The sequence below is a fragment of the Embleya australiensis genome (genome assembly GCF_051903075.1).
Taxonomy (GTDB): domain Bacteria; phylum Actinomycetota; class Actinomycetes; order Streptomycetales; family Streptomycetaceae; genus Embleya.
Genome location: NZ_CP182423.1, coordinates 3,780,392 through 3,805,939, shown reverse-complemented (window position 1 = coordinate 3,805,939; position 25,548 = coordinate 3,780,392). Strand labels below are relative to the sequence as shown.

Below are 25,548 nucleotides of genomic sequence, written 5' to 3'. Positions count from 1 at the left end.
GACGGGGCCTTGACGAACCCTGATTCGGGCCGAAGCGAAAATCACGGCTTTACCAGGATCGCGCCGCCCTGTCCCGGCGATCCGAAATTGCCTTGCTCCTTCGAGTTGCGCGCATCATTCACCCTTTCGTGTAGTAGCCGATTCGCCTTGGTTGTTGTCAGGCTATTCCTGTTTGCTCCGAGCCCGCGAGGAAGGTTCCTTCATGTCGGTCGACGCAAGTCCGCAGCCACCGGTGGATCTGGAACGGGAACGACAAAGCCTTGATACCGCAGCCGCGCGGAATCTGGCCACGACCACCAAATCCGTCCCGCAGATGCAGGAGATCAGCTCCCGCTGGCTGCTGCGGATGTTGCCGTGGGTGCAGGTACACAGCGGTACGTACCGAGTGAACCGGAGGCTGAGCTACGCGGTGGGCGACGGGCGGGTCACCTTCGTGCAGACCGCGGGCCGGGTCGAGGTGATCCCGGCCGAGTTGGGAGAACTGCCGGCGCTGCGCGACTATCACGACCAGGCCGTGTTGACGGAGCTTGCCCGTCGGTGCGAGCAGCACGAATACCCGGTGGGCGCGGTGCTGGCCGAGTTCGGTTCGGCCGTCGATCGGGTGTTCCTGATCGCGCACGGGCGCGTCGAGAAGGTGGGTACGGGGCCGTACGGTGACGAACGGATTGTGGAAGTACTGGCCGATGGCGGGTACTTCGGCGACTCCTGTCTGACTGCGGCGGAGCCGATCTGGGAGACCACGTTCCGGGCGAGCACGGCCTGCACGGTGCTGGAGCTGACCCGTTCCGACGTGGACAACCTCGCGGAACGCGCCGAGTCGCTGCGCGCCCACCTCGACGACGTGGCGCAGGTCCCGGAACAGCGGACCAACAAGTACGGCGAGGCGGCGATCGACATGGTCGCCGGCCACGTCGGCGAGGCGGTCATCCCGCACACGTTCGTGGACTACGAGTTGGCGCCGCGCGAGTACGAACTCTCCGTGGCCCAGACCGTGCTCAAGGTCCACACCCGGGTCGCGGACCTCTACAACGAGCCGATGAACCAGACGGAACAGCAGTTGCGCCTGACGGTGGAGGCGCTGCGCGAGCGCCAGGAGTACGAGCTGGTCAACAACAGCGAGTTCGGCCTGCTCGCCAACTGCGACCACAGCCAGCGCATCCAACCCCACGACGGCGTCCCCAGTCCCGACGACATGGACGAACTGCTCTCCCGTCGCCGCGGCAACAAGTTCTTCCTCGCCCACCCCAAGGCGATCGCCGCCTTCGGACGCGAGTGCAACCGGCGCGGCCTGGTCCCGGACACGGTGGACTTCAACGGACACCGGCTTCCGGCCTGGCGCGGTGTTCCCATCTTCCCGTGCGGAAAGATCCCGGTCACGGAGCAGCGCACGACGTCGATCATGTGCATGCGTACGGGCGAGGACAACCAGGGCGTCATCGGCCTGCGGCAGGACGGCATCCCCGACGAGATCGAACCGAGCCTGTCGGTGCGCTTCATGGGCATCAACGAGCAGGCGATCATCTCGTATCTGGTCAGCGCCTACTACTCGGCCGCGATCCTGGTCCCGGACGCGCTCGGCATCCTGGAGAACGTCGAAGTCAGTCGCCGATACTGACCCGGCGCACCAATCACGCCGGGTGTCCGTCCCGGCGGGGCGGTCCCATCGGTTCTGCCGGTGCGTGTGTCGATGCGCACCGGCGGAGCCCGCCGGCCGGAAGCGGCTCCGGCCATGCGGCCGACTCAGTCGCCGAGATGGAGCCAGGGGAAGAGGTCCTCGAACGGCTGGGTGGACACCGACACGCGCCGGGCGAACGGACTGTCGAAGTCCCAGATCATGAACAGCAGGAACGCGATCAGCGCGCTGAAGCAGAGCGCCAGGATCAACTCCCTCCATGTGCGCCGGATCTGGAGCGCGAACAACATGCCGACGGTCACCACCGCACCGCCGAGCAGGCCGAGCCAGACCACCCCGGGCATCGTCGACCCGGTGTTTTGTCCGCGCGAGTTGCGGGCCTCGGAAACCTGGTCGATCCGGTCCAGGATCGGCTGGTAGGCCTGCGACTCCAGGTCGGAGTCGGCCGGTCGGGTGGCGACATCGTTCCGGAGCTTTTCGAGGAGCCGGTCGCCGTTGACGCTGAGCGCACCGTTGTTCTTCATGTACTCCCACTCGGTGTTCACCACGTACGAGACGTAGGCGTCCACGTCGGCCCGGACCTGGTTTCGGAACTCCGCCGGGTATGCCACCGCCCGATCGCTCACCTCGCGCAACGACTGCGCCTCGTGGAACAGATCGTCCTGCGCGGCACCGCGCGCCTCCCAGACACCCGCGATGGCCAAGCCGAGGACGATCGCGTAGACCACCCCGATCATCATCGTGATGTACTCGATGACGTCCGGGGTCTCGTCGGTGCTTTCCTTGATCGGCCGGACCTGCCTCAGCACCACCACCGCCACCACGACGGCACAGGCCGACGCCGCGGCGACAATCAACGCCACCCGCTCGGACATCGGAACTCCCTTCTCTGGCTTGGCTTGGCTTGGCTTGTGACGGGATGGAAAGGTCGGGGGCGAACCCCGGCCCGGTTCGGGTCGAGGTACCCGGTTGCTCCGCCCGGGTAGGGGCCCGCCGCCCCGCCGGGAATCGGTCGGCGGACCGTCGGAAGTCGATCAGGACGAACCCGGGCGACGGCCGCGTCGTCGGTCACGACGGCCCGGTCGCATAACCGCCGCCGCGATCACGGCGGGGACCATGATCAGCAGCATCGTGGTGGTCAACGAGAAGCCCAGGTGGTGCCGGAGCATGGGTACGGGCTTCGCCGCCCGGGGCGGAAACGTCGGTCGCGCCGACGGGGTCGGAGGCGCGGGGCTGGGCGAGGCTGCGGGGCTGAGTGGGGCGGCGGGGCGGGTGGTCGCGGGGGTGGGTGGGGCGGCGGGTGTGGAGGACGGCCGGGGCGGCGGGACGGCGCGGTTGGGGGCGGCCGGGTTGGGGGCGGCCGGGCGCTGGGCCGTGGGCGCGGGGGCCGGCGGGGCTGGGGGTGCCTGTGCGGGCGCTGGCTGTGCGGGTGCGGGTGGCGTGGTGGGTGTGGGGGACGACCGGGGTGTGGGTGGCGTCGTGGGGGTGGGTGACGCGCGCGTTGGGGTGGGAGCCGTTGCCGGGCCAGGGGACGGCGTGGTCGGTGACGGGGCCGGAGTGGGAGCCGGGCTGGGAGACAGTGTGGGCGTGGGGGTGGGCAACGGTGGGGGCGTCGGAAGCGGCGTCGGCCCCGGGGACGGCACGGCCTGGGAGGGCGTCGGCGCGGCTGTGGGGGCGGGCGTCGGCGTAGACCCCGGAGACGCGGTGGTCGATGACGGCGTCGGGGTGGAAATCGAAGTCGGGCCGGGCGTCGGCCCCGGGGACGGCACACTCGGCGACGGCGGCAACGTGAGACCCGGGCTCGGGGACGGGATGGGTGTGGCGGTCGCCGTCGGGCTCGGTGTCGGCACGCTCGCGGTGGAACTCGGCACCGGCGTGGGAGTCGCCGTCGGTACGGGAGTGGGCGACGACGAAGGCGCGGCCGTCGGAACCGGCGTCGGCCCCGGAGAGGGCACGGTCGGTGACACCGTCGACGTGGGACCCGGGCTCGGGGACGGGGTGGGGGTGGGCGCCGGCGTCGAAACCGGCGTAGCACCGGGGGCAGGGATGGTTGGTGACGGCGTCGAGGTGGGAGTCGACGTGGAGCTCGAAATCGGTGTGGGGCTCGGGGTCGCGGTCGCGCTCGGCATCGGCGTGGAAGTCGCCGTCGGTACGGGAGTGGGCGACGACGAAGGCGCAGCCGTCGGAACAGGCGTCGGCCCCGGAGAGGGCACGGTCGGTGACACCGTCGACGTGGGACCCGGGCTCGGGGACGGGGTGGGGGTGGGCGCCGGCGTCGAAACCGGCGTAGCACCGGGGGCAGGGATGGTTGGTGACGGCGTCGAGGTGGGAGTCGACGTGGAGCTCGAAATCGGTGTGGGGTTCGCCGTCGGGCTCGGGGTCGCGGTCGCGCTCGGCACCGGCGTGGAAGTCGCCGTCGGTACGGGAGTGGGCGACGACGAAGGCGCAGCCGTCGGAACCGACGTCGGCCCCGGAGACGCGGCGGTCGATGACGGCGTCGGAGCGGAAATCGAAGTCGGGCCGGGCGTCGGGCTCGGGGTCGGCACACTCGGCGGCGGCGACGACGTAGGACCCGGGCTCGAAGTCGCGGTGGGACTCGGCGCCGGTGTGAAAGTCGCCGTCGGTGCGGAAGTGGGCGACGACGAGGACGCAGGCGTCGGCGCGGTCGGCGACGGCGGCGACGTAGGACCCGGGCTCGGGGTCGCGGTCGCACTCGGCGCCGAAGTGCGGGTCGCCGTCGGCTTCGGCGATGGCACGCTCGACGTCGCGGACGCACTGGGGACCGACGTACGCGTCGCCGACGGACTCGGCGACGGCACACCCGACGTCGCAGACGCACTCGGCACCGACGTACGCGTCGCCGACGGACTCGGCGACGGCACACCCGACGTCGCAGACGCACTCGGCACCGACGTACGCGTCGCCGACGGACTCGGCGACGGCACACCCGACGTCGCAGACGCACTCGGCACCGACGTACGCGTCGCCGACGGACTCGGCGACGGCACACCCGACGTCGCAGACGCACTCGGCACCGACGTACGCGTCGCCGACGGACTCGGCGACGGCACACCCGACGTCGCAGACGCACTCGGCACCGACGTACGCGTCGCCGACGGACTCGGCGACGGCACACCCGACGTCGCAGACGCACTCGGCACCGACGTACGCGTCGCCGACGGACTCGGCGACGGCACACCCGACGTCGCGGTGGGAGTCGGCATCTGGGTAGGCGTGGGGGCCGCCGTGGGACTTGGCTTCGCGCTGGGGCTGGGGCAGGGGTACGCGTGGTGGTGTTGGCCGTGGCCGGGCCCGACTGCCTCGGCCGTTCGACCGGACTCGTTCCGCGGCCCCGTCGGGCGCACGGGTGCGGGAAAGGTCGGCCAGGGGATCGGGTGTGCGGTGGGCTCCGCGGCGGGCTTGGGAGTGTGGCAGTTGTGGTGCCCGTGCGAGGGCCTGGGCCCGGGGCGCTCCGGGCCGGCGCGCGGCCTGATGCCGGCCTCGACCTGGACGTCCACGTCCACGTCCACGTCCACGCCGACGGTCACGTTGCCGCCCGGCCACCCGGACACCCACACGCCGGTCTCGACGCACACGCAGATGTCCACCACCGGTCCGTGCGCGAATCCGCCGGCGTACCCGTCGGCGTTCCCGGCGCCGGACGCGGTCGCACGGCCGACCAGCGCACAGATCGCCACCACACCGATCCCCGCACCGATCAGCCGTGCCCGCTGCCCAAGGGTCGCTCCCCTACCGCCGCCGCGCGGCACAAGGCGGGTCTGCCGACGCTGGAGCATGGGCTTCACACACCTCTCGGGTCGACCAGCCAGGAGGAAAGGGGTTGAAGGCGCATGGAGCGCAGAAGCTTGAAGAAGGTTTAAATCGGCAGAAGTTATGACGGAGGTTCCATCCGTACGACCGGAAACCGAGACGGTCGGCGGAGGGCCCGCCCTCGGGCCCGTCTCGCTTCAAGGACCTTCGAGCCGACGGGCTACGGCCCGCGCTCACGGCTCTGCGTGCTCGGTGGCGGCAACGCGCGATCTTCACGATTTCCGGCGCCGACCGGATACAAGTTGATCGCCTTCTCGTCGACGCCTATGAAGCAGACCGGGAACGACGTCCGACACACGTCCGGCTCACCGGCCCGATGCCGACCGATCACGCCCTGGTTGGGCATGCACGGGCCGGATGGCGAGGAACCGCCGATTGGGAAGGCCGATCGGGCGTCGGCGAGGGACTTCGGCTGCCGGATGGGGTTGGCCGGTCCCGCAATGCCGTGGTCGGCCCGGAACGCTGCGGACAGGGCGTACGCCGTGGATGTGCCCAGTCCCCGGGGTTTCCCCGACGAGCCGTGCAGCCTCGGGCCATGCGGCCACCGAGGCCCCGGCCGGAGTGCCGACCCCGCGTGTCGGCGGATCGTCGACACGGGCAGGGGCACAGCGCCGATTCGGCGCCAGGGCTTGGCGGGCGACCTCGACGTCGCTGTTGCTCACTGCGCCCTCGTCAAGCTCCCTGTCCAGGACACGATGATGTTGTGCCGGCACCCAGCACCGAAGCACATTCCGACGGAGCTGCCCCATCGTGTGCTCCGTTGGGCACGGCAGTGCACCGGAGACCGCCGAAGTCGCGGCGGGCTCCCGGGTATTCGAACACCTCGGTCACCGCATGGGCGACGTGATCGAACTCGCCGGTCCCGCTCCTTGGCATGTGCGCGGGCCCGGTCGACATGACGGTCGAGGCGCGGCTCGAACGGCATGTGGAACCGAGACTGTGGCGGGGATCCCATGATCGGGCCGCTTCCCTTTCCGGGCAGTCGTGACGCCACATGCCACCCTTCAGGCCCAATGCCGCGACCCTCCGATCACGGGCCTGATCACCAGGACGGACCGGGGGGTGAGGTATCGGATCGGCGCGTCGATTGCCTGTGACGGGCGACGTGCGGGTTCAGGCTCGGGCGTGGGGCGCGACGGTGGGTGGTGGGGTTCGCGGCTGGTGTGGCGGCTCCGTCCTTCGGGGTTGTGGCGTTGGACGAGTGGGAGGGCGCCTGTTCCGACGCCTGGCGGCGCCTCCTCGACTTCACCGCCCGCGACGCGACGGGGGTGGTGGCATGACCGAGTGGCTTGCCCAGGTCCGGCGAGGCAGGCGGTCCCCAGTGGCGCGCAGGAGCAACGGCGGGACGTCTACGAACGGATCGCCCGCCTCGCCCCCGATCTGCCGCACCCGACCGCCGAGTTCGCCTGGGGCGACCTCCCCGCGCGGCCCGGTCCCGGGGCTCCCTGTGACCGGATCCACGTAACCGCCGGAATCCGGCACATCCCTGCGAAGCTCGACGTCGGGGATGGGTTCGGGGCGGACTCGTCGGCGGTCCCAGGACCGGCGTGGGAGCCACTGTGCTGACCGACCATCACGTCAACTCCCCTACGCAACATGCCCCGCGTCGGGACGTCGGAGCAGCTTGACGACGATGCGCTCGGGGGTTCCACCGGCAGGTGTCGTGGCTCGGACTGCCGTGCGGGATGGTGTGGGCGGCGGCGTGCCCATGGATCGAGCCGCCGTTGACGCCGGCGACGCAACCGGGTCCGGAAGGATGCCGGCGGGCGTGCTAGCGACCGGCGCGCCGTACCTGCTCGGGCCGCACGTACGGACGTGGCTGAGCGGGATCGGTTGGCAGCCGGAGGCGAACCTGCGTATCGGGCCGACGCACTTCGTCGCCGTCGGTGTGTGCCTGCCGCTGCTGAGCGCGCTGTTCATCGCCCGCGCGGTCCGGGCGCTGCACCACGAGATGCGGCGCGGACAGGTGTTGCTCGCCCGACTGAACGCCACCAAGGCGCAACTGGCCGACGCCGCCCACCTGGCCGGACGCACCGATGAACACCAGTGCCTCGCCCACGAGTTGCACGATACGACACCGGCGCCGGACCGGACGACGCCCGACTCGCCGGCCTGGTGGCACGCGCTCGCGAGACCGCCGCAGCTCGCTCGTCGACACGCGCCGAACCGTCGAGGCGCTACGGCCGCGCAATGCGGCCACCGCGACGCTCCCCAACGCCGTGACGCGGTGGGCGTCGGCACCATGGTGACCGCGACCCTGCCGGCCCCCACGCCGTGATCCGCGACGGGATCACCGCGATGCTCGCTCCGCACGCCGACCTGAGGGTGGTCGGCGAGGCTGCCGACGGCCCGACGGCGGTCCGGCTTGCGGCCGAACTACGGCCCGATGGCGTCCTGATGGGCCTGCACGTGCCCGGCGGGGACGGTACCGAGGCGACCGCACGCATCACCCGGTGATCCGCACCCGATCGACCGCCGAGGCCGAACGGCGGTTCGGGCAAAGCCCGTTCCCGGCTGTCCGCGACAACTCATGGGCGGATGCCGGAGGTCGTGGTCTGCGGCTGCTCGCGGTCCGGCGCCGGCCGCGCGGGCGGGCGGACGTCGACCATGCGCCGCTCCGGGCCGCTTCGGCGCAGCACGAGGTATCCCACGAACGCGGCCGGGCCGAAGAAGATCTGCGCGGGCACGATCTCGGGAAGGTGTCCGGTGACGGCCTCGATCGTGATCGGGGTCAGTGTCGGTGCCAGTGCGCCGAAGGTGGCGACCAGGCACAGGGACAGGGTCAGCCCCCGACGTCCGTACGCCTTGTAGGCCACGGTGGTGAAGAGGGCGTAGACCAGGAGATCGCCCATGCCCACGACGGCTCCGAACTCGCCGATGCGGACCCCGGCGGAGGGGGCGAAGGCGTAGCCCTGTACCGCGCCGAACAGTTTCTGGGTGAGTGGTACGACGGTGGCGAAGAACAGGTCGTACGCGGCGAGTGCCAGGGCGAACCGGGAGACGTGTCGCAGCTTCAACCCGCCCTGGGTGTTGAGGTTGGCCGCGCCGACCGCCATGAGGAGGATGACGACGCTGTTGATCAGCCAGTACGGCAGGGCGTGGGTGGGGTCGTCCTCGGCGCCGCGGGCGGCGAGCCAGTCGGCGGCCATCAGGCAGGCGATGAGCGCCCAGCGCAGCGATCCCCGCCGTACGACGGTGCCGTAGGCGACGCTCAGCCCGCCCGCCAGGGTCAGGCCCAGCACGAACGGCAACAGCCAGTCGGGAAGGGCGAGATAGAAGAACGGCAGGGCGATCACGAAGCCCATCATGATGATCATGTCGTTGCCGTTGAAGACGCCGACGGCGGGGCGAGGCAGTGTGACCTTGCGGAAGAAGCCGACCGACGCGACGGAGACGCCCAGGGCGATCGCGACGGTCACGGCGACGAAGAACACGTCCTGTGCGGCGCTCATACGGCGCTCCCGAGGGAGGAGAAGCTGTTTTCGAGCAGGTCGCAGCGCAGGCGACGCAGTCGGGTGCCGTCCACCGGGGTGATCTCGACGGTGGCGTCCAGGCCCGCGTCGGCGAAGTACCGTGCGGCGTCGGACGTCTCCGGCAACGAGGACGCGGCCACCGTCACGTGCAGCCGACCGTTCACCACGTCCGCGCGATAGCGCATCGGCCAGCGCGCGCCGGGCAGCGCGTCGAGGACCTCGACGATGTCCCGCGAGGTCACCGGGCCGTCGCCGGTACGCAGCACGTGGTCCGCCTTGCCCAGGACGTGCGAGGTCGCCGGCACGTTCCGCATCTCGCAGTCCAGTGGCGTGTCGGGCAGTTGCCGCACCAGGTCGCGGGTGTCGTATCGGAAGACCGGCATGCACTCCCGGTAGGGGTGGAACGGGGTGGCCACGATCGTGCCGAGTTCCCCGGGCGCGGCCCGCCGCCCGGTGTCGAGATCACACACCTCCACCAGCCCGACTCCCCCGTCGATGTGCAGATGCCGTTCCCGGCACAACGCCCCCGCCAGCGGCGAGATCTCGGTCATGCCGTACAGGTCCTCGACGGCGGCGCCGAAGGTGGCCTCGGCGGCGGTGGCGAGCGCGGGCGAGAGTACTTCGCTGCCCACGGTGATGCCGCGCAGCCGGAAGTCCCCGGGCCCGAGCCCGCGTTCACGGGCCAGGGTGACCAGTTGGCCCAGGTAGCTGGGGTAGGTGACCATCAGGGTCGGCGCCGCCTCGTCGGTGCCCGCGGTGGCGTCCAGCGTCTCGCCGGGAGGGATCAGGCCCACCATGCGGATCGTCGCCCCGGCCATGCGCGCGACCTGCATCTCCGCGTACGCCGTGCCGGTCGCGCGGGAGCTGACGTTGAACTGGATCATGTCGGTGGTACGGATGTTGCCGCGCAGCACCTGGGACAGGGCCACGAGCGCGGGCCACAGGCGCTCCTCGTAGCGGGAGTACCACACCTCCGTCGGCCGGCCGGTGGTCCCGGTGGTGCGGGACGCGAGGAACGGCTCGCCGCACAGGAAGTCCCGGGACTGCTTGACCAGGTCGGCCTTGGTGGTGACGGGCACCGTCTCGATGTTGTCCAGGCTCAGCGCGGCCGGGTCGACGCCCGCCGCGGCGAAGTGGTCCGCGTAGAAGCGCGACTTCGCCGCGAGGCGTTTGGCGGTACGCCGCAGGGCCCGGTTCGTGAGATCGGCGCGCATCTGCGCCTCGCCGGCGTCGGCACCGCGCAGCAACTGTTCGACGTCCTCGCCGGGCGAGCCGAACTCCGCGAGCGTCGCGAGGGCATCCTCGACGAGCCGCTCGGCGGAACGCACACTGATCGGCCGGCCCCGCACCATCGCCAGCGCCATCCGGAACTGTCGTATCCCCGCGTCGAACATGGTCCCTTTCCAGCGCTCACGCCGCCCCCGAATACCGCCCGAGCACGATGGGGCGGGCGGGTCACGGCCGCCCGCCCCATCCACGGGTCAGCTGATGCAGAAACCGAACAGCACCGCCGTCATCGAACCCATGACGTACTTCGTGTGCTTGAGCGTGGAAATCATCGCGGACATATCAACACCCCGTTTCTCGAATTCTCAACCAGAGCCCCTCCGGCCGGTGGAGCCACGACAATGTTCAGCGGTGTTTCATCCTCTGTCAAGATCGATCGAATGATTGGCGCTATTCATGTGGTGCGATGGCAGACACGCCGACGACACCCGATTCCCGGGTCGCGGGTAATGGGTGTTTCCCGGCGAGAAACGCCAGGTCGTGCCGCGGATTCGGCTGCCGCGCAGGCGGGGGCACACGCCCTGCGCAGCGATCGCGATCAGGCCGGATCCGAAGCCGGAGAATTATTGTTCGGAGGAATTGTTGTCCGGGGGAATTCTGTCGGGCTGCACTCGGGTGATCGACCGATGGCCGGGCGGCGGCGAATCACCCCTTTGCCCGGGAGTGGGAAAGGCCGCTCGATCGACGGCGAGTTCGTTGTCCGGGGGAATTCTGCGGCGGGAAGTTCGGATGGCGTCGATCAACGGCCGGGCACCGGCCACCACCCCCGCCCGAAATGGGGAACCCGCCCCAGGGAACGACCACGTTGCCGAGTCCACCAGGGCCAGCGTGACGACCAGTTCGCCGGACTCCTTCAGGGCCTCGATGAACCTGCCGTGGCCGTCCTCGCGGGGGTGTGGAGCGAGGGTTCGCGGGAGCGAGAAGGCGTTCGCCGGGGTGTCGAGAAAGGTTCGACGGCTCCGACCCCCCGGCGACACGTCGAAAGCGAACAGGGAGTTTGTGCATATGCGAGCCAACCGGGCCTGGTGGGGACTGCTGGTCCTCACGCTGCCGACGCTGCTGGTCGCGATGGATATGACCGCGCTGCTCCTCGCGCTCCCACAGCTGAGCGCCGACCTCGGTGCGAGCAACGTCGAGCAGTTGTGGATCAGTGACAGCTACGGGCTCATGGTGGCCGGCATGGTCATCACGATGGGTACGCTCGGTGACCGGATCGGGCGTCGCCGGTTGCTGATGTGCGGTGGTGCGGCCTTCGGGGTGTTGTCGCTCGTGGCCGCCTTCTCGGTGAACCCGCTGATGCTGATCGTCACGCGGGCCCTCCTCGGGGTCGCCGGCGCCACTCTGGCGCCGTCCATCCTCGCCCTGATCATCAACATGTTCCACGACCGGCGACAACGTGGGCAGGCCATCGCGATCTGGGCGACGTGCCAGTTCACCGGCGGCGCGCTCGGACCCGTACTCGCCGGATTCCTCCTCGAACACTTCTGGTGGGGATCGGTGTTCCTGGTCGCGGTGCCGGCCATGGCGGTGCTGCTGATCGCCGGGCCGCTCCTGCTGCCGGAGTTCCGCGACGACCGGGCGGGCCGGTTGGATCCGGTCAGCGTCGGGCTCTCACTCGTGTCCGTGCTCGCGATGGTGTACGGCGTCAAGCAGTTGAGCATGGACGGCGAGCCGGTCCTGCCGGCCGTGGCGCTCGTCGTGGGCGCGGCCGTCGCGGTGGTCTTCGTGCGCCGGCAGCTTCGATTGGAGACACCGTTGTTGGACCTGCGGCTGCTGCGCAGTCGCCCCTTCACCGCGATCCTCGTCGGGCTGATCTTCGCCGGCGTCGCGATGGCCGGCACAGGTCTTCTGATCACGCAGTACCTGCAGAGCGTGCTGGACTATTCGCCGGCCACCGCGGCGCTGTTGTTCGCGCCGATGGGACTGGGCGTGGCGGCCGGCACGATGACCGCGCCGGTGCTGGCCCGGCGGATGAAGCAGACGACCGCGATCGCCGGCGGTCTGGTGGTGTCGGCCCTGGGGAGCCTGTTGCTCGTGTGCGTCGACGCCTCGGGTCCCCTCCCGGTGGTGATGATCGGCATCACCGTTTTGGCTCTGGGTACCGGGCCGCTGTTCGCGCTGGGCACCGGGCTGGTCGTCGGGTCCGTACCACCGGAGCGGGCCGGTTCGGCGGCGTCGATGTCGGAGACGGGCAACTACTTCGGCGGCTCGCTCGGATTCGCGCTTATCGGCGTGCTGGCCGCGGTGATCTACCGGCACCGCATGGACGGCACGTCCGACTCGTTGGCCCAAGCGGTCGCCACGAGCCGGCGGTTGCCCGGCGATCAGGGTGCACACCTGCTGGACACCGCCCGCCACGCGTTCACCGCCGCCGTCCGTGTCACCGGAGTGGTGGCCGCGATCCTGTTCGCCGGGCTGGCCGTACTGATCCTGACCATGCGGCCGGCGGCGCGACCCGCACCGGCGGCGCCCGTGGAGTACGAGACGACGCGCTCGTAGCGCGCTGCCGCCCGAGGCCCGTGGGGTGGAGACGACGAGATCCCGGATGCGGCCGGCCACGTTACCGCGATGCGCGCCGAACCGTTTTTCCGGAATTCGTTCGGCGGGGATGTCGAGATCGACACCGTGGTTACGACCCTCCCGCGAGGCACTCCCAACAGGGGAGCAGCCGATGGCAAGGAGTTGCAGTGGGAACGTTGGAGAAGAAGACGGCATTGGTGACCGGCGGGTCGCGGGGGATCGGGCGAGCGATCGTGGTGAGGCTGGCTCGTGAGGGCGCGGTGGTGCTGTTCAGCTTCAAGCACGACCAAGCGGCGGCCGAGGACGTGGTGGCCGAGGTGGCGGCCTTCGGCGGACGGGCGATCGCGGTACGAGCGGACCAGGGGCGCTTGGCGGACCTGAAGCACCTCTTCGACGAGGTCGACCGAAACCTGGCCGGTTTGGATGTGGTGGTCGTCAACGCGGCGATCAGTCCGATGGGCAACATCTGCGACGCCACCGAGGGCGACTTCGACGAGGTGATGGCCGTCAACACCAAGGGACCGTTCTTCATTCTCCAAGCCGCTGCGGAAAGGCTCGGCCAGGGTGGGCGGATCGTCAACATCTCCTCGTCCGGTGCGGTGCCGGGCATGGCCCTGTACTTCGCCGCCAAGGCGGCGCTGGAAACGATCACCGTGGTCGCCGCTCGCGAGTTCGGCCCCCGGGGCATCACGGTCAACAGCGTGTCCCCCGGTGCCACCGACACGGACGGGATGCGAGCCGCGGCCGGGGAGAATCCGGAGCAGGCCATCCAGCACGTTGTCGCCATGACGCCCTTGCGACGGCTGGGACACCCGGACGACATCGCCAATGTCGTCGCTTTCCTGGCCGGACCCGAGTCGCAGTGGATCACGGGCCAGAATCTGCGTGTCTCCGGCGGCCTGACGATCTGACCGGCGCTCGTCGGCGAGCCGGCCGAACCACGGAGCCGCTACGCCGGGTTCGGCCGGCGTCGGCCCCGGGCAGACCGTGCCCATTGGCGCCGTCGCCGGCATCCTCGCGGGCTGACCGGCACACCCGGTCGAACTGCGGACAACCCGGCAGCGCCCGGGCGGAGTTCGAGATCCCCACAACACGGGGTCGGGAACCGTGCGAGTGGTTGTGGTGATCAGGCCTCGTGGTGTGGGCGCGGGAGGTAGGGGCCGAAGTGCTCGGCCACGGTTTGTGCGATCGCGGCGGCATCGCGTGAACCGTCGACTTCGATCACGCGGATCCCCAGCCGATGGGCGGTGCGCACGGACTCCTCCGCGACGAGGCGGTCGCGGGTGAGTCGGTTGGCCTGGGCGCGGCCCGGATCGCTGACACGGTGCGCGAGCGAGGCGGCTCGGGGTAGTTCGCGGAGCTGGTGTCGGCGGAACTCCGGCGTGGGCACCATCACGACCATCCGGCGCGGCGAGTCGATGATGGGTGCCACGAGTTCGGGACGCAGTCCCCAGCCCTCGGCGATGATCGGGTGGCCGGAGACGAGCGCGCGCAAGTCGTCCAGCGCCCACTCGAACCGGCAGGGGAAGCCGGCCAGGGTTCGGGCGGCCATCTCTTCCGGGGTGGGGCGCACCCATACCGTGTCCGGATCGGGCTCGGTGGCGGACTCGCCGAGGCCGACGCGACGGGCGATCCGGCGATCGTTGTGACCTCGAGCGTCGTGGTAGTCGTAGTGATAGGCGGTGACGCGGTATCGGACGGCAAGGAGCCTGGCAACGGTCGATTTTCCGGCCCATTGGCCGCCGCCGATCCACAACGCTCGGCGCAACGTGCCGAAGGGGTCCGGTACTTCGCTGTCCGCATGGGTGCTTTGGCTGGTCATCTGCGATTCTCCCGAGTTGAGGTGCGGCGGTTGACTTCGACGGCTCGGCCGGCCCGGTCACCTGCGGAGACGTCGCCGGGCCGACAGCGACGTCGGTGTGGGTGTCCGGCGTGCGGGCGAGGGTGCTTACGCCGCGGGCCGTGCGTGAGCGACGGCATCGCGCACCTGCGCGGCCGGGCGGGGGGTGATTCGATGCTGCGGGACGGGCCGAGTATGGGGGTGTTCCGTGGCCGCGCGTCGCGCTGCGCCAGGGACGGCAGGAAGTCCTCGGCAACGGGCAGCGCACCGAGATGCTGATCGCGTTGCCGGACGAGAGCGTGTTGAAACGTCCGGTGGGCGGGGCGGCGGTGACGGCCGAGCAGATGGGGTTCCTGCTCGAGGCGATCGAACGCCGCTGGGTCCAGGTGCGGATCGTGCGGTTCGCCGGCGCCACGGATCGGACACCGCCGTCGTCGATGACGCTGCTGCGGTTACCCCCGGCGGATGTGCCTGCCGTCGTGGCGGTCCTGCGGGTGAGGTACGTCGGCCTGTGGTGGATCATTGTCGCCGGCGGGTGGGAACGGTGTACGGCTCCCGGGGGTGCGGCGATGGTCGAGGTGGGCGGCGACGGGACCGTCGGGATCGACGGTGCGACGCCGAACGGTGGCGTGTTCCCGCTGACGTTCGGCGTTCGTGAGGGCGGCGGTTCGTGGATGGTTTACGCGACGGCGGCCGAGGCGGGCGAGGTGGTGGATCTGCTGGTGCGGTCGGCGGGCGAGACCGTGGTCGTTCTCGGTCTCGAGACGACGAGCTTCCTGGACGCGGACTACTCGTTGTGGTCACCGTCGCGGATCGCCGCCGAGCGGAAAGTCGAGTGCGCCGTGCACAGGCTCGGTCCGTGGGCCGCGGGCACCCCGGGGCTCGGCGAGGAACTCCTGGTGATGCGCCGCGACGATCTGCCCCGTCTCCTGGACGGCGCGTGGTCGCCGAACCAGCTGTCGATCGTGGATGTTCCGGCGCGACCGACCTCCGCGCAGCTCGACGACATGGCCCTCGCGGTGGGAACCGCCGAGCACGGCACGCCGATCCTGCCCCGACTGGCCAGCTCGCGGCTGTGGTACTCGGGACACGACGACTGCTATGCGGCGATCGAGTCCACCGATGCGTCCATGCCCGCCCGGGTGCTGGGTCGACTGCTGGCCTTGTCGGCCGGCTCCTCATCGGCCGGGGACGCCGCCCGGTCGCCGAAGGCGATCGCGGAACCGGATGCCGCGGCGATGCGGGACCTGCTTCGCGAAAGCGCGTACTGGATCGGTGTCCCCGCGGATCCCGACCACACGGACGACGGCACCGCGGTCATCCATCTGTCCGTGTTGCCGCGGGCTTGGCGTCTGGGCCACAAACCCCCCGAGAAGGTCGACCGCACGGCGACCCTCGACCTACGGCGAGGCACATGGGAGTTGACGGCGCAGACCTGACACCCTCCCACGGCGGAGCCGCCCGACACGTCGCAACGGCCGACCAGCCCGCCTTGTCGCTCCCACCCAGGGCGTCGCCGAGTACCCCGTGGAGCGCGAGCGGGGTGATCGCGCCGACGAGTGCGCCTAGTTGCGAAAAGGCGGTGCGGACGCTCGGCAGGGCGGTGCGCTCGGTCGGGTCGGTGCTCAACTCGGCGCCGAGGGCTCCGTACGGCACGTAGAAGACGGTCAGACTGGTGAATCGAGCCAGTGCGACCGCGGTGTAGTAGGTGGCACGGCGACGCCCGTAAGGCCGAGGTCGGTGAACAGCAGCCAGGACGGCGCGGCGTACGGGATCGCCGCGGACGTGGTCGGCCGCGCGAAGTCGTTCGTCGGGTCCCCGGGGAAGGCATCCGCTGGACCGTCGTCCCGCGGACTCGCCACGGACGACCGCCGCGATCCTCGACGGCGCGCACCGGGTGCTGCTCCGCGCTGGGACGGCCGGGCTGACTCTGGTCGCCGTCGCTCGCGAAGCCCACGTCGACGTGACCACGGTCTCGTACCACTTGGGCACCCGGCACGGTCTCATCGAAGCCCTGATGGACCGGCTCTACCAGGAACAGGCGGCCGACTTCGCCGCCAAGGCCCGCGAACTGCGATCCGGGCGCGAGCGCCGGCGGGCGTACCTCGACGGCGTCGTACGCATGTGTCAGGACGGCGACGCAACCCGCGCGTACTTCGCCATCGCCGTACTCGGCTTCCACGACGACGCGTTGCGCGCCCGGCTCGCCAAACTGAACGCCTGGACGGTCCGCGCGTTCGCCGACACCGTCCACGGCGACGCCGCTTCGGGCGAACGTCCGATGCCGGATCCCGAACGCCTGCGCGTCATCGGCGAGTTCGTCCACGCGGCCGTCGACGGCATCGAACTCCACCACGCACTCGGCGACGGCACGTACCCCCTATCCGGTCCTCGCGGCGCGGCCGGCGCGGTGGGACAACTGCGCGAATGCCGCGCGTAGTTCCGGCGGGGCAACCACCTCGATCTCGGTGTCGAAGCGGGCCAACGCCGCCGCGAGGGCGGCCCAGGACCAGGATCCCGTCGTCAACCTGGTCCGGTCGGCGCCGAGTTCCTCGACGACACCGTCGCCGGCGAACGGGGCCACCTCCGCCACCGGCAGGCCGAGGATCACCTCGCCCCGGCACGGCCAGGCGTCCGCGCTCTCGGAACCCTTGAACCGGGCCGCCAGGAACGCGGCCACGTCGCCGCCCGGCACTTCACGGGGAACGAACCGCGGCCCATTCGGGACCCGCGGTGTCATCCGGTCGACCCGGAAGATCCGCCAGTCGCCGCGGTCGGGGTCCCAGCCGACGACGTACCAGCGCCCGGCCCGCGCCACCAGGTGATGCGGCTGCACCCGGCGAGGCGGTCGCGGCTCGGCATCCTCGGTGCGCCCCGGTGAGCGGTAGTCGAACCGCAGTTCCTCCCCCGCGCGGACCGCGGCACTCAGCGTCAGCAGGATCCCGGTATCGACCTGCGCATCGACACCGTGCCCGGCCGCGCTGATCTCGAGGGCGTCCACCCGCTGCCGCAACCGCGACGGCAACACCTGTCGCACGCCGGCCAGCGCCCGCGCGGCCGCCTCCTCGATGCCCGCGCCGGTCCCGACGGCGATCCGCAGCGCCACGGCCAGCGCGACCGCCTGCTCCTCGTCGAACAGCAGCGGCGGCACCCGGCTGCCCGCTTCGAGCCGGTAGCCGCCGTCGGGGCCCTTGATCGCCTGCACGCGGTACCCCAGCTCGCGCAGCCGGTCGACGTCGCGGCGCACGGTTCGCTCGCTGACACCCAGCCGCTCGGCGAGCACGCCGCCCGGCCAGTCTCGGCGGGCCTGCAGCATGGACAGCAGCGCCAGCAGCCGGCTGGAGGTCGTCGTCGAGGAGGCGATCGGCATCTTTTCACGATGCCACAGGTAGCGGACGTTCTCGGACCTGTACTGCCGACCTCTTCGGTCCCGTCGCCGCAAACCCCCGGCATACGACAGGCGGTGCGGTACGGCCCGGGTTCCAGTCGGGTTCCCGGGGGCGCTCGCTGAAACCGAAACCGGGCAGGGCCGGTACGACCACGTCGAAGGCGTCCGAGGCGGAACCGCCGTGCGCGACCGGGTCGGTCAACGGCCCGATGACGCTCTCGAACTTCAGCATCGAGCCGGGCCGGCCGTGCGTCAGCACCAGCGGAAAGGCGTCGGGCTCGGGCGAACGCACGTGCCGGAAGGCGATGTCGAGGCCGTCGAGCCGGGTGCGGAAGTGCGGTATCGCGTTCCAGCGCTTTTCCACGGCTCGCCAGTCGTGCTGTCGCCAGGCGTCCGGCAAGGTCCGTAGGCGTTCCAGGCCGATGCCCTGCGTACCGTCCCGAACCGTCTCCCGTTCCGGAAGTCGCACGCGGTCGAGACGCTCTCGCAGGTCCTCCAGATCGTGCTCGGGAGCATGCACCGGAAAGGGTTCGATCTCAGACATGGCCCCGACGCCAAGCCAAGGCGGCCCCACGCACAACGTCACTGCGGTGGCTGGGACTTCGCCGCGATTCGACGTGGTCGGTGTGCGGGTCGGCGACGAAGGGGCCGAGGGCGTCGAGCAGGTAGCGGACGTTCTCTGACCTGTACTGCTGCCATCGTCGGTCCTGTCGCCGGAAACCTCCGGCATCGAAAATCGCTCGTGAAGGACCGAACACCATGTCGCTCAACGCTGTCGCGCACCTGAACTTCCACGGCCAGGCCCGCGAGGCCCTGGAGTTCTACCAGTCGGTCTTCGGCGGCCGGCTCACCGTCGCCACCTACGCCGACTTCGGGATGCCCGCCGAACTGCCCGGCGCGACGAACGTCGTGTTCGGCCAGGTCGTCGCCGACAACGGCTTCCGGGTCATGGCCTACGACGTGCCCGGCGAGCACACGCCAGCCGACCCCGGCGCGCCCACCACGCGTCGGGAGAACGGCACCACGATCACCCGGGAACCGTTCTTCCTGTCCGTCCGCGGCGACAGCGTCGACGAGGTCACCCCCGTGTGGGAGGGCCTCGCCAAGGGCGCGACCGTGATCGAGGCGTTCGGACCCGCCCAGTGGGCGCCTGCGTTCGGGATGCTGGCCGACCGCTTCGGCGTCACCTGGATCGTCGATGTCGCGGCCGAGTACACCCAGGCCTGACCGTTCGGCGAGGTGTGCGGCCGGACCGGCCGCACACCTCCGCCCCGAGGGGAAGCCCATGCGGACCCGTCCGCTCGGCCGGACCGGCATCCAGGTCAGCGCCTACACCCTGGGCACGATGATGTTCGGGCCGTACGGCAACCCCGACCCCGACGACTGCGTCCGGGGCGTGGTCGCGGCCGGTGTGACGGGTCGGCGCCCCCGCTCACGGTCGGAGGCGGTTCTGCTGGACAGCGAAGCAGACCAGCCCCATGGACTCCGCCACCGCCGCCGCGTACGCCGACGCCTCCTCGGCCATGCTCCACCGCATGGCGAAGTAGATCAGCGGACCGCCGGCTTCGTCGATCAACGGACCGGCCGACCAAGGCGAGGTGTCCTCCTCGTCCTCGGTGACGTCGACCCACCGCTCCAGCAGCGCGGCCACGTAGGCCGCTATGCGTTCGGACGCAGGCTCTTGCTCCTCGCCGTCGATGTAGCGCTCGTACAGGTCGTCGAAGACCCGGCCGGCGGCCTTGTCGTTCGCCGGTCTCTCGCCCTCCCAGACGGCAAGGTCGTAGCTCATGTCCGCACGGTCGCACACCGCGGTGACACCCACCTCGTCGCTCGGTGGCTTCCGTCTGTCCGGCGTCGGCTTGCGGCCACACTCGGCGTCGGCGAGTTCCACAACCTCACACTCAGCGGACGAGTTGATCCCACCCACCGCACCGCAATCGGACCACTGCGCCGCCACTCGGTGACCCACGCCGCGCACGAACCCGATCGCTCTGCTTCGTGCGCGGTCGAACTTGCCTTTGTGCAACGGGACATGCACGGCGACCGCAGTCCGTCTCGACCCCCGTGCGGACTCGGGTGACGTGATCGGGGGGGTGCCTTCCGACCGCGTATCCGCGCATCCACGGCCGGGGGCCGAGTGGCGATGCTCCGTCTCCCGTCACCGAGCGTCGACCGGCGTTATCATGCTCGCATGTTGCGGGGGTACGGGGGTACGTGGTGGATACGGTCATCGTGCAGTTGCCGGACCCGGATCCGGGGATCGAAGGGCATGTGTCGGACAGGCCCGCGGTGTTGCGCCTGGGGCCGGGGCAAAGTGCCGACTTCGGGCGTGGGGCGCCCGATGCGCCGGTATCGATCGTGTTGCCCGATCCCGGGGTCTCGCGGCGGGCCGGGGAACTGGTCGCCGCCGAGGACTATTGGCGATTGTCCAACTTCAGCCGCACCGTGACCTATGTCGTGGAGAACCTGGAAGGCGCCGGGGAATACCTCAAGATCGCGCCCGGTCGGCTCGGCGCTCCGGTGCCGTTCGAATTCTCCCGCCTGGTGCTCCCGGTTGCCGACGGCGACGTGTCGTTCAAGGTCTTCGCCCCCCAACACGCCTATCTGGACCGGGATTCGCAACCTCGCGGCGGCGAACTGACGACCAGTCCGTTCGCGCTCGATCCCACGTCCAAGTACTTCCTGGTCCTGCTCGCGCTGTGCGAACCACGCCTGCGCGGCGCGCTCGACGCAGCGACACCCGGCGCCGGCGAGGTGTTGGCACGCCTGCGCCCGCTCGCCGGACACGCGGATCTGACCCGTTCGGCGATCAACTACCACATCGACTACCTCGCCTCCACCAAACTGCGCCTGCGGGAGGCCACCGGGGACGAGGCCGGGCGCACCGGACACAAGCGCGAGCGCCTGGTGACCCTGGCGCTGCGCTTCGACCTCGTGCGGGAGGAACACCTGACGCTGTTGCCGCCGCGCGGCAGGTGATCCGCCGCGAAGTCGGTCCGGCCACAGCGGGGCCGGAGTTCGTCGAGGAAACGAAGAGTGATGCCGAGGATGGACCAGCCCGCACCGCCCCCGCTCGACGTACCCACCGGCCTGGTGGTCGCCGACTGGCGGGTGATCGAACCGATCGGGTCCGGCAGTTGGGGCAGCGTGTACGCCGCGGAACGGACGAGCGACGGGACACCCGTCGCGATCAAGTTCCTGCGTACCGACCTGCTCACCCCGGGCCAGCGCAGCTCCATGGACGAACTCGTGCACCGCGAAGTGCACTTCAGCCGGACCGCGAACCACCCGAACCTGGTACGCACGCACGCCGTGGTCACCGTCGACGATCCCGACCACCCCGAACTGCGCTCCGTGGTCGGCCTGGTCATGGACCGGGCCGCGCGCAGCCTGCGCGACGTGTTGGACAGCGCCGAATCCGGGCTCGAAGTACCGGGCGCCGGCCGGATCCTGCGCGGCGTGGCCGCCGGATTGGCGCACATGCACGAACACGGCCGCGTACACGGCGACCTGAAGCCGGCCAACACCCTGCTCTCCGCGACCGGCGACGTCTGGCTCGCCGACTTCGGACTCACCGCCGAACTCGACGGCACGCACGCCTACATCCCACCCCTCGGCTCGCTCGACCACGTGCCGCCCGAGTGGTGGTCGGAACGCACCGGCGAGCGCGGCACGGTGATCCGCCCCACGGCCGACGTCTGGGCGTTCGGCGTACTCGCCCACCAAGTCCTGACCGGCGGACTGCACCCGTTCGTCGGCAGCAACGCCCGGGCCCGCGCACTCGCCGCCCAGGCCTACGCCCGCGGGGTCAATCCGCTGCGCCTGGACGACCGGGTGCCCCAGGAGTGGCGGCGGCTGATCACCGAATGCCTCGCCCCCGACCACGAATCCCGCTCCCGACTCGACGCGGCGGAGATCGACGAGCGGGTGCGGGCACTGTCCGGCGCCACCAGGCCCCGGCGCCGACGCCTGGTGGCCGCCCTGGTGGTGGCCGGCGTGGCCCTCGCCGGGGTGGGCGTGGGCCTCGGACTGCGCGGCGACGGCGACCCGCGGGCCGAGGCGGCCCCGTCCGCCGCCGCGAGCCGGCCGGCCGCCGCCACCGGTACTCCCGCCCCCACGGCCGTGCCGCGCCGGATCGCCGGGGACGTCCCCGCCGGATCCGACGTGCCCGCGGAATTGCGGCCGATGATCGCCGACGCGGCCCAGCGCTGCACCGAGGCCGAGGTCACCCCGGCGCTGCTCGCCGCGATGCTCAAGGCGGAGAGCGGCTTCGACGCCCGCGCGGCGCGACCCGAGAGCGACGAGTACGGGATCGCCATGTGGACGCCGCGGGTGTTCAACGCGTGGGCGGTGGACGGCGATCGGGACGGTCGCAAGGACTACATGTCGCCGCCCGACGCGATCGCGACCATGGGCGTCTACGTCTGCTGGCTGGCCCAACACATCAAGCAGGAAGGGATGCGCGAGGACGTACCCGCCCTGACCGTGGCCGCCTATCGGACCAGCGACCGCACGGTCCGGGAGGCCAGGAGCGTGCCCCCGCGCACGCGCGCACACGTGGACCTCGTGCTGCGCTACCTCGCGGAGTACACCGGCACGCCGCCGGCTCCCTCCGCACCGGCTGCCCCGTCCGGCTGAAACCGCCGGCCATCCGGCGACCCTGACATCCGTCAGGGACCGTTCGCCCCGCGCCCCGCCTACCGTTTCGACCAGTGAAGGGATCGGCGGGAACGGGGGGACGGACATGGCGGATCGCAGGCGACACGTGGCCGCGCTGATCTGCGCGGTCGCGGTGGCGACGACCGCCGGCTGCGGGTCGGACGGGACGTCGACCCCCGGGTCCGCACCCGCACCCCGTAACCTCACCGAGGCGGAGCGGGGAACGCTCGCCCGGGCCGAGAAGATCCTGACCCGCGACTGCATGCGTGCGGCCGGGTTCGACTTCCGGGTGACCGACGAGCCGCCCGAATCGGTGGACACCCGCTTCCCGTACGTCATCGACGACCCGGCATGGGCCACGTCGAACGGCTACGGCCGGGCGATCCGCATCCGACGCGACGCGATCGCGGACGACGACCCCAACCAGCGCTACTTCCGCGCGTTGGCGGAGCCGCGCCGGTCGGCGGCCCTGCGGGCGTTCCACGGCGACGGCAATCAGCGCCTGGAGGCCCGTGTCCCGGGATCGGGGACGATCCGGCACAGCGACAAGGGCTGCGAGGCAAACGCCCAGCGCGGGCTCTACGGCGATCTGCCGAGCTGGTATCGGGCCCGAAAGGTCACCGAGGCGCTGCCCCGTCTCGTGCGCTCGGCGGTGGTGCGGGACGCGCGCTACACGCAAGTCGTCCAGGGTTGGGCAGCGTGCATGCGCGATCGGGGACTGGTCTACGACACTCCGCTGCGGGCCCGCGAGCAGTTCCTGCGGGCCGACCGCGCGGACGAGGTCACCACCGCGCGGGCCGAGGCCGAATGCGCGCTGTCCACCGAACTCGGCACCACCGCCCGCGACATCGACCGCGCCTATCGCGCGGACATCGACTCCCGGTACTCCACGGACGTCCGCGACCGGAAGGTACTGGAGAACAAGGCACTCACCCGCGCGCAGGGCATCGTCGCCCGCGGCTGAGTCGGCATCGGCATGGTTCGAATCGAAGGGAATTCAGCTCATGAAGAAGCGAGTCGGCATGGTCCTCGCGAGTGCGGCGGCGTTGATCTCCGTCGCGACGTCCGTTCCCGTCGCCCAGGCGGCGCGGAACGGACCTGCGGCGTCGGGTGCACGGGCCTTCGCCGACGGCAGGATCCACGCCTGGTCCGATCCGAACCAGCGCGGCGACCACTGCGCCTGGGTGGGGTTCTCCAGGGACTGGGACAACCCCGGCAGCGCCGACCCGGGCTGCCTGGGAATGAAGAACCGCGCGTCCTCGGTGGCCAATTACGGCTTCCCGGGCGGGCGCGACAAGGTCAACCTGTACTACAACGAGGATCAGGGCGGTGTCTACGCGTGCATCGGCCAGGGCGACACGTGGTCGGATCTCTCCGGCGGTCGCTACATCTTTGACCACGGCTGGTGGTGGTGGGAGGCCAAGAACACGTCGATCGACAACAACATCGCCTCGCACGGTTGGACGGACAGTTGCTGACCGGGCGACCCCCGTCCGGGGCCTCCTCCCCCGCGCGCCGGGAGTCGCGCTGACCCCGGCACGCGGTGACCTCGCCGCCTCGGCGGCGGGGTTGCCGCCCCGGAGGGTGGGCCGACTGCTCGCGGTGCTGGTGTCGGTGCTGTGTGCCGCGATCGTGGCCGGGGTCTGGAACGGGAGCCCGGCCACCGGCCGACCGGCCGCTTCGTCCGGCACGGCGGCGGGGCCGAGCGCGATCCGGGTGCCCGCCGGCGTGACCGCCGGAGTCGCCGTGTTCGATCGGCAGACCGGTACGTTCTCCGAACAACTCGACGCGAACCGGCGCTTCCGCTCGGCATCGGTGGTCAAACTGCTCATCGCCCTGGACTACCTGTGGAATCGCGGGCCCACATATGCGATTCCGGCCGTCGATCGACCGGCCTTCGACCGCATGTTGCGCGGCAGCGACGACGCCGCGGCCGGGGACTTGTGGACGCGGGCCGGATACGGGGCGGTCGTCGAGCGTATGGTGACCCGACTGCATCTGGTCGACACCGCGCCGCCGGACGACCCGAACTTCTGGGGCTACACCGCGCTGTCGGCCGCCGACGTGGTCCGGATCTACCGCTACCTGCTCGACACCGCGCCGGCTCCGGTGCGCGACGCGGTGATGGGGGATCTGCGCCAGTCCACCCGGTGTGCGGTCGACAGCTTCGACCAGCACTTCGGGATCCCGTCCGCCTTCGACCGTCCGTGGGCGGTCAAACAGGGCTGGTCGGGCTTCGACTCGGGCGGTTGCGGGCCGACCGCCACCGCGCCCTCGGCCGCTCCCGCCGGTGTGGCGACCACGGCCGGCGGGATCGACCTGACCAGTCCGGCACTGCACACCACCGGCACGGTCGGGGCCGGGGACCGGTCGATCGTGGCGGTCCTGACGCTCCATCCGGCGGGCACGTCGTACGGGAAGGCCTACACCGACGTGGGCCGACTGACGCGCTCGCTGAACGTACCCGGCGCGGTGCGACCGACGGGATCCCGATTCGGCACGTGGAGCACGGGGGTGCACGTGCGGAATGGGTCGAACACCGGATCGTCGGTGGTGACGACCCTCCCCGCCGGGGTGGAGGTCCTGGTCGACTGCCAGGTCGAAGGGGAGGAGATCACGGTTCCGCCGTACACCAACCAGTGGTGGGCTCATCTGCCGCAGTACGGGGGTTACATGACCAACATATACGTCGGGTCACCCGACAAGCGACTACCCGACGTGCCGCTGTGTCCGTAATGCAGGCGCGGACGCCGAGCACGCACAGAGGGTGGAAGTCCGGCGGTGTGTAACGGGGTTCGCACTACGATCCACCCATCGTGGTGACGGACGAGGAACAACCGGGACGGATCGCCGGACGGCGAGTGGCGGTGCCGCGGGTCAACCACGGCACCGCCTTTCGCGTCGGGAGGCCGTGGCG

Annotated in this window: 21 protein-coding genes and 2 pseudogenes; 15 read left to right on the top strand and 8 right to left on the bottom strand. The window is 70.8% G+C overall.

Annotated features, from left to right (window positions below):
* Positions 1-202 precede the first annotated feature (202 nt).
* Positions 203-1,615: a family 2B encapsulin nanocompartment shell protein gene (locus ACMXN5_RS46780; protein WP_439680980.1), complete on the top strand. Its 1,413-nt coding sequence runs from the start codon at positions 203-205 to the stop codon at positions 1,613-1,615.
* A 125-nt stretch (positions 1,616-1,740) separates the two neighbouring features.
* Here ACMXN5_RS46780 and ACMXN5_RS46775 read toward each other — a convergent pair whose 3' ends face one another.
* On the bottom strand, positions 1,741-2,508 hold the full coding sequence (locus ACMXN5_RS46775; RefSeq protein WP_439680979.1) for a DUF4239 domain-containing protein: 768 nt from the start codon (positions 2,506-2,508) through the stop codon (positions 1,741-1,743).
* Between the two features lie 568 nt (positions 2,509-3,076).
* On the opposite strand from ACMXN5_RS46775, the gene ACMXN5_RS46770 reads away from it, so the two are divergent.
* The 3 genes from ACMXN5_RS46770 (at position 3,077) to ACMXN5_RS46760 (ending at position 7,921) form a co-directional block, all read left to right on the top strand.
* Positions 3,077-5,503, top strand: a complete 2,427-nt coding sequence (locus ACMXN5_RS46770; protein ID WP_439680978.1) for a hypothetical protein — start codon at positions 3,077-3,079, stop codon at positions 5,501-5,503.
* Positions 5,504-7,232: 1,729 nt separating this feature from the next.
* Positions 7,233-7,742, top strand: a complete 510-nt coding sequence (locus tag ACMXN5_RS46765) for a hypothetical protein (protein ID WP_439680977.1) — start codon at positions 7,233-7,235, stop codon at positions 7,740-7,742.
* Between the two features lie 20 nt (positions 7,743-7,762).
* The gene (locus ACMXN5_RS46760; RefSeq protein ID WP_439680976.1) at positions 7,763-7,921 is read left to right on the top strand and encodes a hypothetical protein; all 159 of its coding nucleotides are present in this window, start codon (positions 7,763-7,765) and stop codon (positions 7,919-7,921) included.
* Between the two features lie 71 nt (positions 7,922-7,992).
* On the opposite strand, the gene ACMXN5_RS46755 is transcribed toward ACMXN5_RS46760, so the two are convergent.
* Together ACMXN5_RS46755 and ACMXN5_RS46750 are read right to left on the bottom strand one after the other, a co-directional pair.
* Complete coding sequence (locus ACMXN5_RS46755; protein ID WP_439680975.1) at positions 7,993-8,916, bottom strand: hypothetical protein; 924 nt, start codon at positions 8,914-8,916, stop codon at positions 7,993-7,995.
* Positions 8,913-10,331: a phenylacetate--CoA ligase family protein gene (locus ACMXN5_RS46750; RefSeq protein WP_439680974.1), complete on the bottom strand. Its 1,419-nt coding sequence runs from the start codon at positions 10,329-10,331 to the stop codon at positions 8,913-8,915. Before ACMXN5_RS46750 ends, ACMXN5_RS46755 begins: the two co-directional genes overlap by 4 nt.
* 898 nt (positions 10,332-11,229) lie before the next feature.
* On the opposite strand from ACMXN5_RS46750, the gene ACMXN5_RS46745 reads away from it, so the two are divergent.
* Both ACMXN5_RS46745 and ACMXN5_RS46740 read left to right on the top strand, forming a co-directional pair.
* Positions 11,230-12,723, top strand: a complete 1,494-nt coding sequence (locus ACMXN5_RS46745; RefSeq protein ID WP_439680973.1) for an MFS transporter — start codon at positions 11,230-11,232, stop codon at positions 12,721-12,723.
* A gap of 188 nt (positions 12,724-12,911) precedes the next feature.
* The gene (locus ACMXN5_RS46740; RefSeq protein ID WP_439680972.1) at positions 12,912-13,655 is read left to right on the top strand and encodes an SDR family NAD(P)-dependent oxidoreductase; all 744 of its coding nucleotides are present in this window, start codon (positions 12,912-12,914) and stop codon (positions 13,653-13,655) included.
* 215 nt (positions 13,656-13,870) lie between these two features.
* On the opposite strand, the gene ACMXN5_RS46735 is transcribed toward ACMXN5_RS46740, so the two are convergent.
* A complete protein-coding gene (locus ACMXN5_RS46735) occupies positions 13,871-14,566 on the bottom strand; it encodes a hypothetical protein (RefSeq protein ID WP_439680971.1) in 696 nt (231 codons plus the stop codon).
* Positions 14,567-14,808: 242 nt separating this feature from the next.
* Here ACMXN5_RS46735 and ACMXN5_RS46730 point away from each other — a divergent pair.
* A pseudogene (locus ACMXN5_RS46730) lies at positions 14,809-15,054 on the top strand (Scr1 family TA system antitoxin-like transcriptional regulator); the annotation flags it as partial.
* Between the two features lie 847 nt (positions 15,055-15,901).
* Here ACMXN5_RS46730 and ACMXN5_RS46725 read toward each other — a convergent pair.
* A complete protein-coding gene (locus ACMXN5_RS46725) occupies positions 15,902-16,591 on the bottom strand; it encodes an MFS transporter (protein WP_439680970.1) in 690 nt (229 codons plus the stop codon).
* Between ACMXN5_RS46725 and ACMXN5_RS46720 the strand changes: the two genes are divergently transcribed.
* Positions 16,482-17,024, top strand: coding sequence for a hypothetical protein (locus tag ACMXN5_RS46720; RefSeq protein ID WP_439681454.1), 543 nt, complete (start codon positions 16,482-16,484; stop codon positions 17,022-17,024). The genes ACMXN5_RS46725 and ACMXN5_RS46720 overlap by 110 nt on opposite strands.
* Here ACMXN5_RS46720 and ACMXN5_RS46715 read toward each other — a convergent pair.
* Together ACMXN5_RS46715 and ACMXN5_RS46710 are read right to left on the bottom strand one after the other, a co-directional pair.
* Positions 16,965-17,954, bottom strand: coding sequence for a helix-turn-helix transcriptional regulator (locus tag ACMXN5_RS46715; RefSeq protein WP_439680969.1), 990 nt, complete (start codon positions 17,952-17,954; stop codon positions 16,965-16,967). The two genes, ACMXN5_RS46720 and ACMXN5_RS46715, sit on opposite strands and share 60 nt — an antisense overlap.
* Positions 17,955-17,958: 4 nt before the next feature.
* Complete coding sequence (locus ACMXN5_RS46710; protein ID WP_439680968.1) at positions 17,959-18,702, bottom strand: epoxide hydrolase family protein; 744 nt, start codon at positions 18,700-18,702, stop codon at positions 17,959-17,961.
* A gap of 29 nt (positions 18,703-18,731) precedes the next feature.
* Between ACMXN5_RS46710 and ACMXN5_RS46705 the strand changes: the two genes are divergently transcribed.
* Entirely contained in the window at positions 18,732-19,199 is a 468-nt protein-coding gene (locus ACMXN5_RS46705) for a VOC family protein (protein WP_439680967.1), read from the top strand.
* Positions 19,200-19,257: 58 nt separating this feature from the next.
* Positions 19,258-19,365 (top strand): annotated as a pseudogene (locus ACMXN5_RS46700) (aldo/keto reductase); the annotation flags it as partial.
* 39 nt (positions 19,366-19,404) lie between these two features.
* On the opposite strand, the gene ACMXN5_RS46695 reads toward ACMXN5_RS46700, so the two are convergent.
* Positions 19,405-19,761 carry a hypothetical protein gene (locus ACMXN5_RS46695; RefSeq protein ID WP_439680966.1) on the bottom strand — a complete coding sequence of 119 codons (357 nt, stop codon included), beginning with the start codon at positions 19,759-19,761 and terminating at the stop codon, positions 19,405-19,407.
* Between the two features lie 428 nt (positions 19,762-20,189).
* Between ACMXN5_RS46695 and ACMXN5_RS46690 the strand changes: the two genes are divergently transcribed.
* From ACMXN5_RS46690 to ACMXN5_RS46670, 5 genes are all read left to right on the top strand, one after another.
* Complete coding sequence (locus ACMXN5_RS46690; RefSeq protein WP_439680965.1) at positions 20,190-20,951, top strand: serine/threonine protein kinase; 762 nt, start codon at positions 20,190-20,192, stop codon at positions 20,949-20,951.
* A gap of 60 nt (positions 20,952-21,011) precedes the next feature.
* Entirely contained in the window at positions 21,012-22,610 is a 1,599-nt protein-coding gene (locus ACMXN5_RS46685; protein ID WP_439680964.1) for a protein kinase domain-containing protein, read from the top strand.
* Positions 22,611-22,716: 106 nt separating this feature from the next.
* Entirely contained in the window at positions 22,717-23,595 is an 879-nt protein-coding gene (locus ACMXN5_RS46680) for a hypothetical protein (protein ID WP_439680963.1), read from the top strand.
* A 40-nt stretch (positions 23,596-23,635) separates the two neighbouring features.
* Positions 23,636-24,109, top strand: a complete 474-nt coding sequence (locus ACMXN5_RS46675) for a hypothetical protein (RefSeq protein WP_439680962.1) — start codon at positions 23,636-23,638, stop codon at positions 24,107-24,109.
* A 106-nt stretch (positions 24,110-24,215) separates the two neighbouring features.
* Positions 24,216-25,367: a hypothetical protein gene (locus tag ACMXN5_RS46670; RefSeq protein ID WP_439680961.1), complete on the top strand. Its 1,152-nt coding sequence runs from the start codon at positions 24,216-24,218 to the stop codon at positions 25,365-25,367.
* Positions 25,368-25,548: the final 181 nt, after the last annotated feature.

Bases quoted from the DNA above. Each gene is read 5' to 3' on its own strand.
- ACMXN5_RS46780 (WP_439680980.1), top strand. From the start codon at position 203: ATGTCGGTCGACGCAAGTCCGCAGCCACCGGTGGATCTGGAACGGGAA.
- ACMXN5_RS46675 (WP_439680962.1), top strand. From the start codon at position 23,636: ATGAAGAAGCGAGTCGGCATGGTCCTCGCGAGTGCGGCGGCGTTGATC.
- ACMXN5_RS46695 (WP_439680966.1), bottom strand. From the start codon at position 19,761: ATGAGCTACGACCTTGCCGTCTGGGAGGGCGAGAGACCGGCGAACGAC.
- ACMXN5_RS46775 (WP_439680979.1), bottom strand. From the start codon at position 2,508: ATGTCCGAGCGGGTGGCGTTGATTGTCGCCGCGGCGTCGGCCTGTGCC.
- ACMXN5_RS46750 (WP_439680974.1), bottom strand. From the start codon at position 10,331: ATGTTCGACGCGGGGATACGACAGTTCCGGATGGCGCTGGCGATGGTG.
- ACMXN5_RS46710 (WP_439680968.1), bottom strand. From the start codon at position 18,702: ATGCCGGAGGTTTCCGGCGACAGGACCGACGATGGCAGCAGTACAGGT.
- ACMXN5_RS46685 (WP_439680964.1), top strand. From the start codon at position 21,012: ATGCCGAGGATGGACCAGCCCGCACCGCCCCCGCTCGACGTACCCACC.
- ACMXN5_RS46735 (WP_439680971.1), bottom strand. From the start codon at position 14,566: ATGACCAGCCAAAGCACCCATGCGGACAGCGAAGTACCGGACCCCTTC.
- ACMXN5_RS46745 (WP_439680973.1), top strand. From the start codon at position 11,230: ATGCGAGCCAACCGGGCCTGGTGGGGACTGCTGGTCCTCACGCTGCCG.
- ACMXN5_RS46725 (WP_439680970.1), bottom strand. From the start codon at position 16,591: ATGAGACCGTGCCGGGTGCCCAAGTGGTACGAGACCGTGGTCACGTCG.
- ACMXN5_RS46705 (WP_439680967.1), top strand. From the start codon at position 18,732: ATGTCGCTCAACGCTGTCGCGCACCTGAACTTCCACGGCCAGGCCCGC.
- ACMXN5_RS46755 (WP_439680975.1), bottom strand. From the start codon at position 8,916: ATGAGCGCCGCACAGGACGTGTTCTTCGTCGCCGTGACCGTCGCGATC.
- ACMXN5_RS46760 (WP_439680976.1), top strand. From the start codon at position 7,763: ATGCTCGCTCCGCACGCCGACCTGAGGGTGGTCGGCGAGGCTGCCGAC.
- ACMXN5_RS46680 (WP_439680963.1), top strand. From the start codon at position 22,717: ATGGCGGATCGCAGGCGACACGTGGCCGCGCTGATCTGCGCGGTCGCG.
- ACMXN5_RS46715 (WP_439680969.1), bottom strand. From the start codon at position 17,954: ATGCCGATCGCCTCCTCGACGACGACCTCCAGCCGGCTGCTGGCGCTG.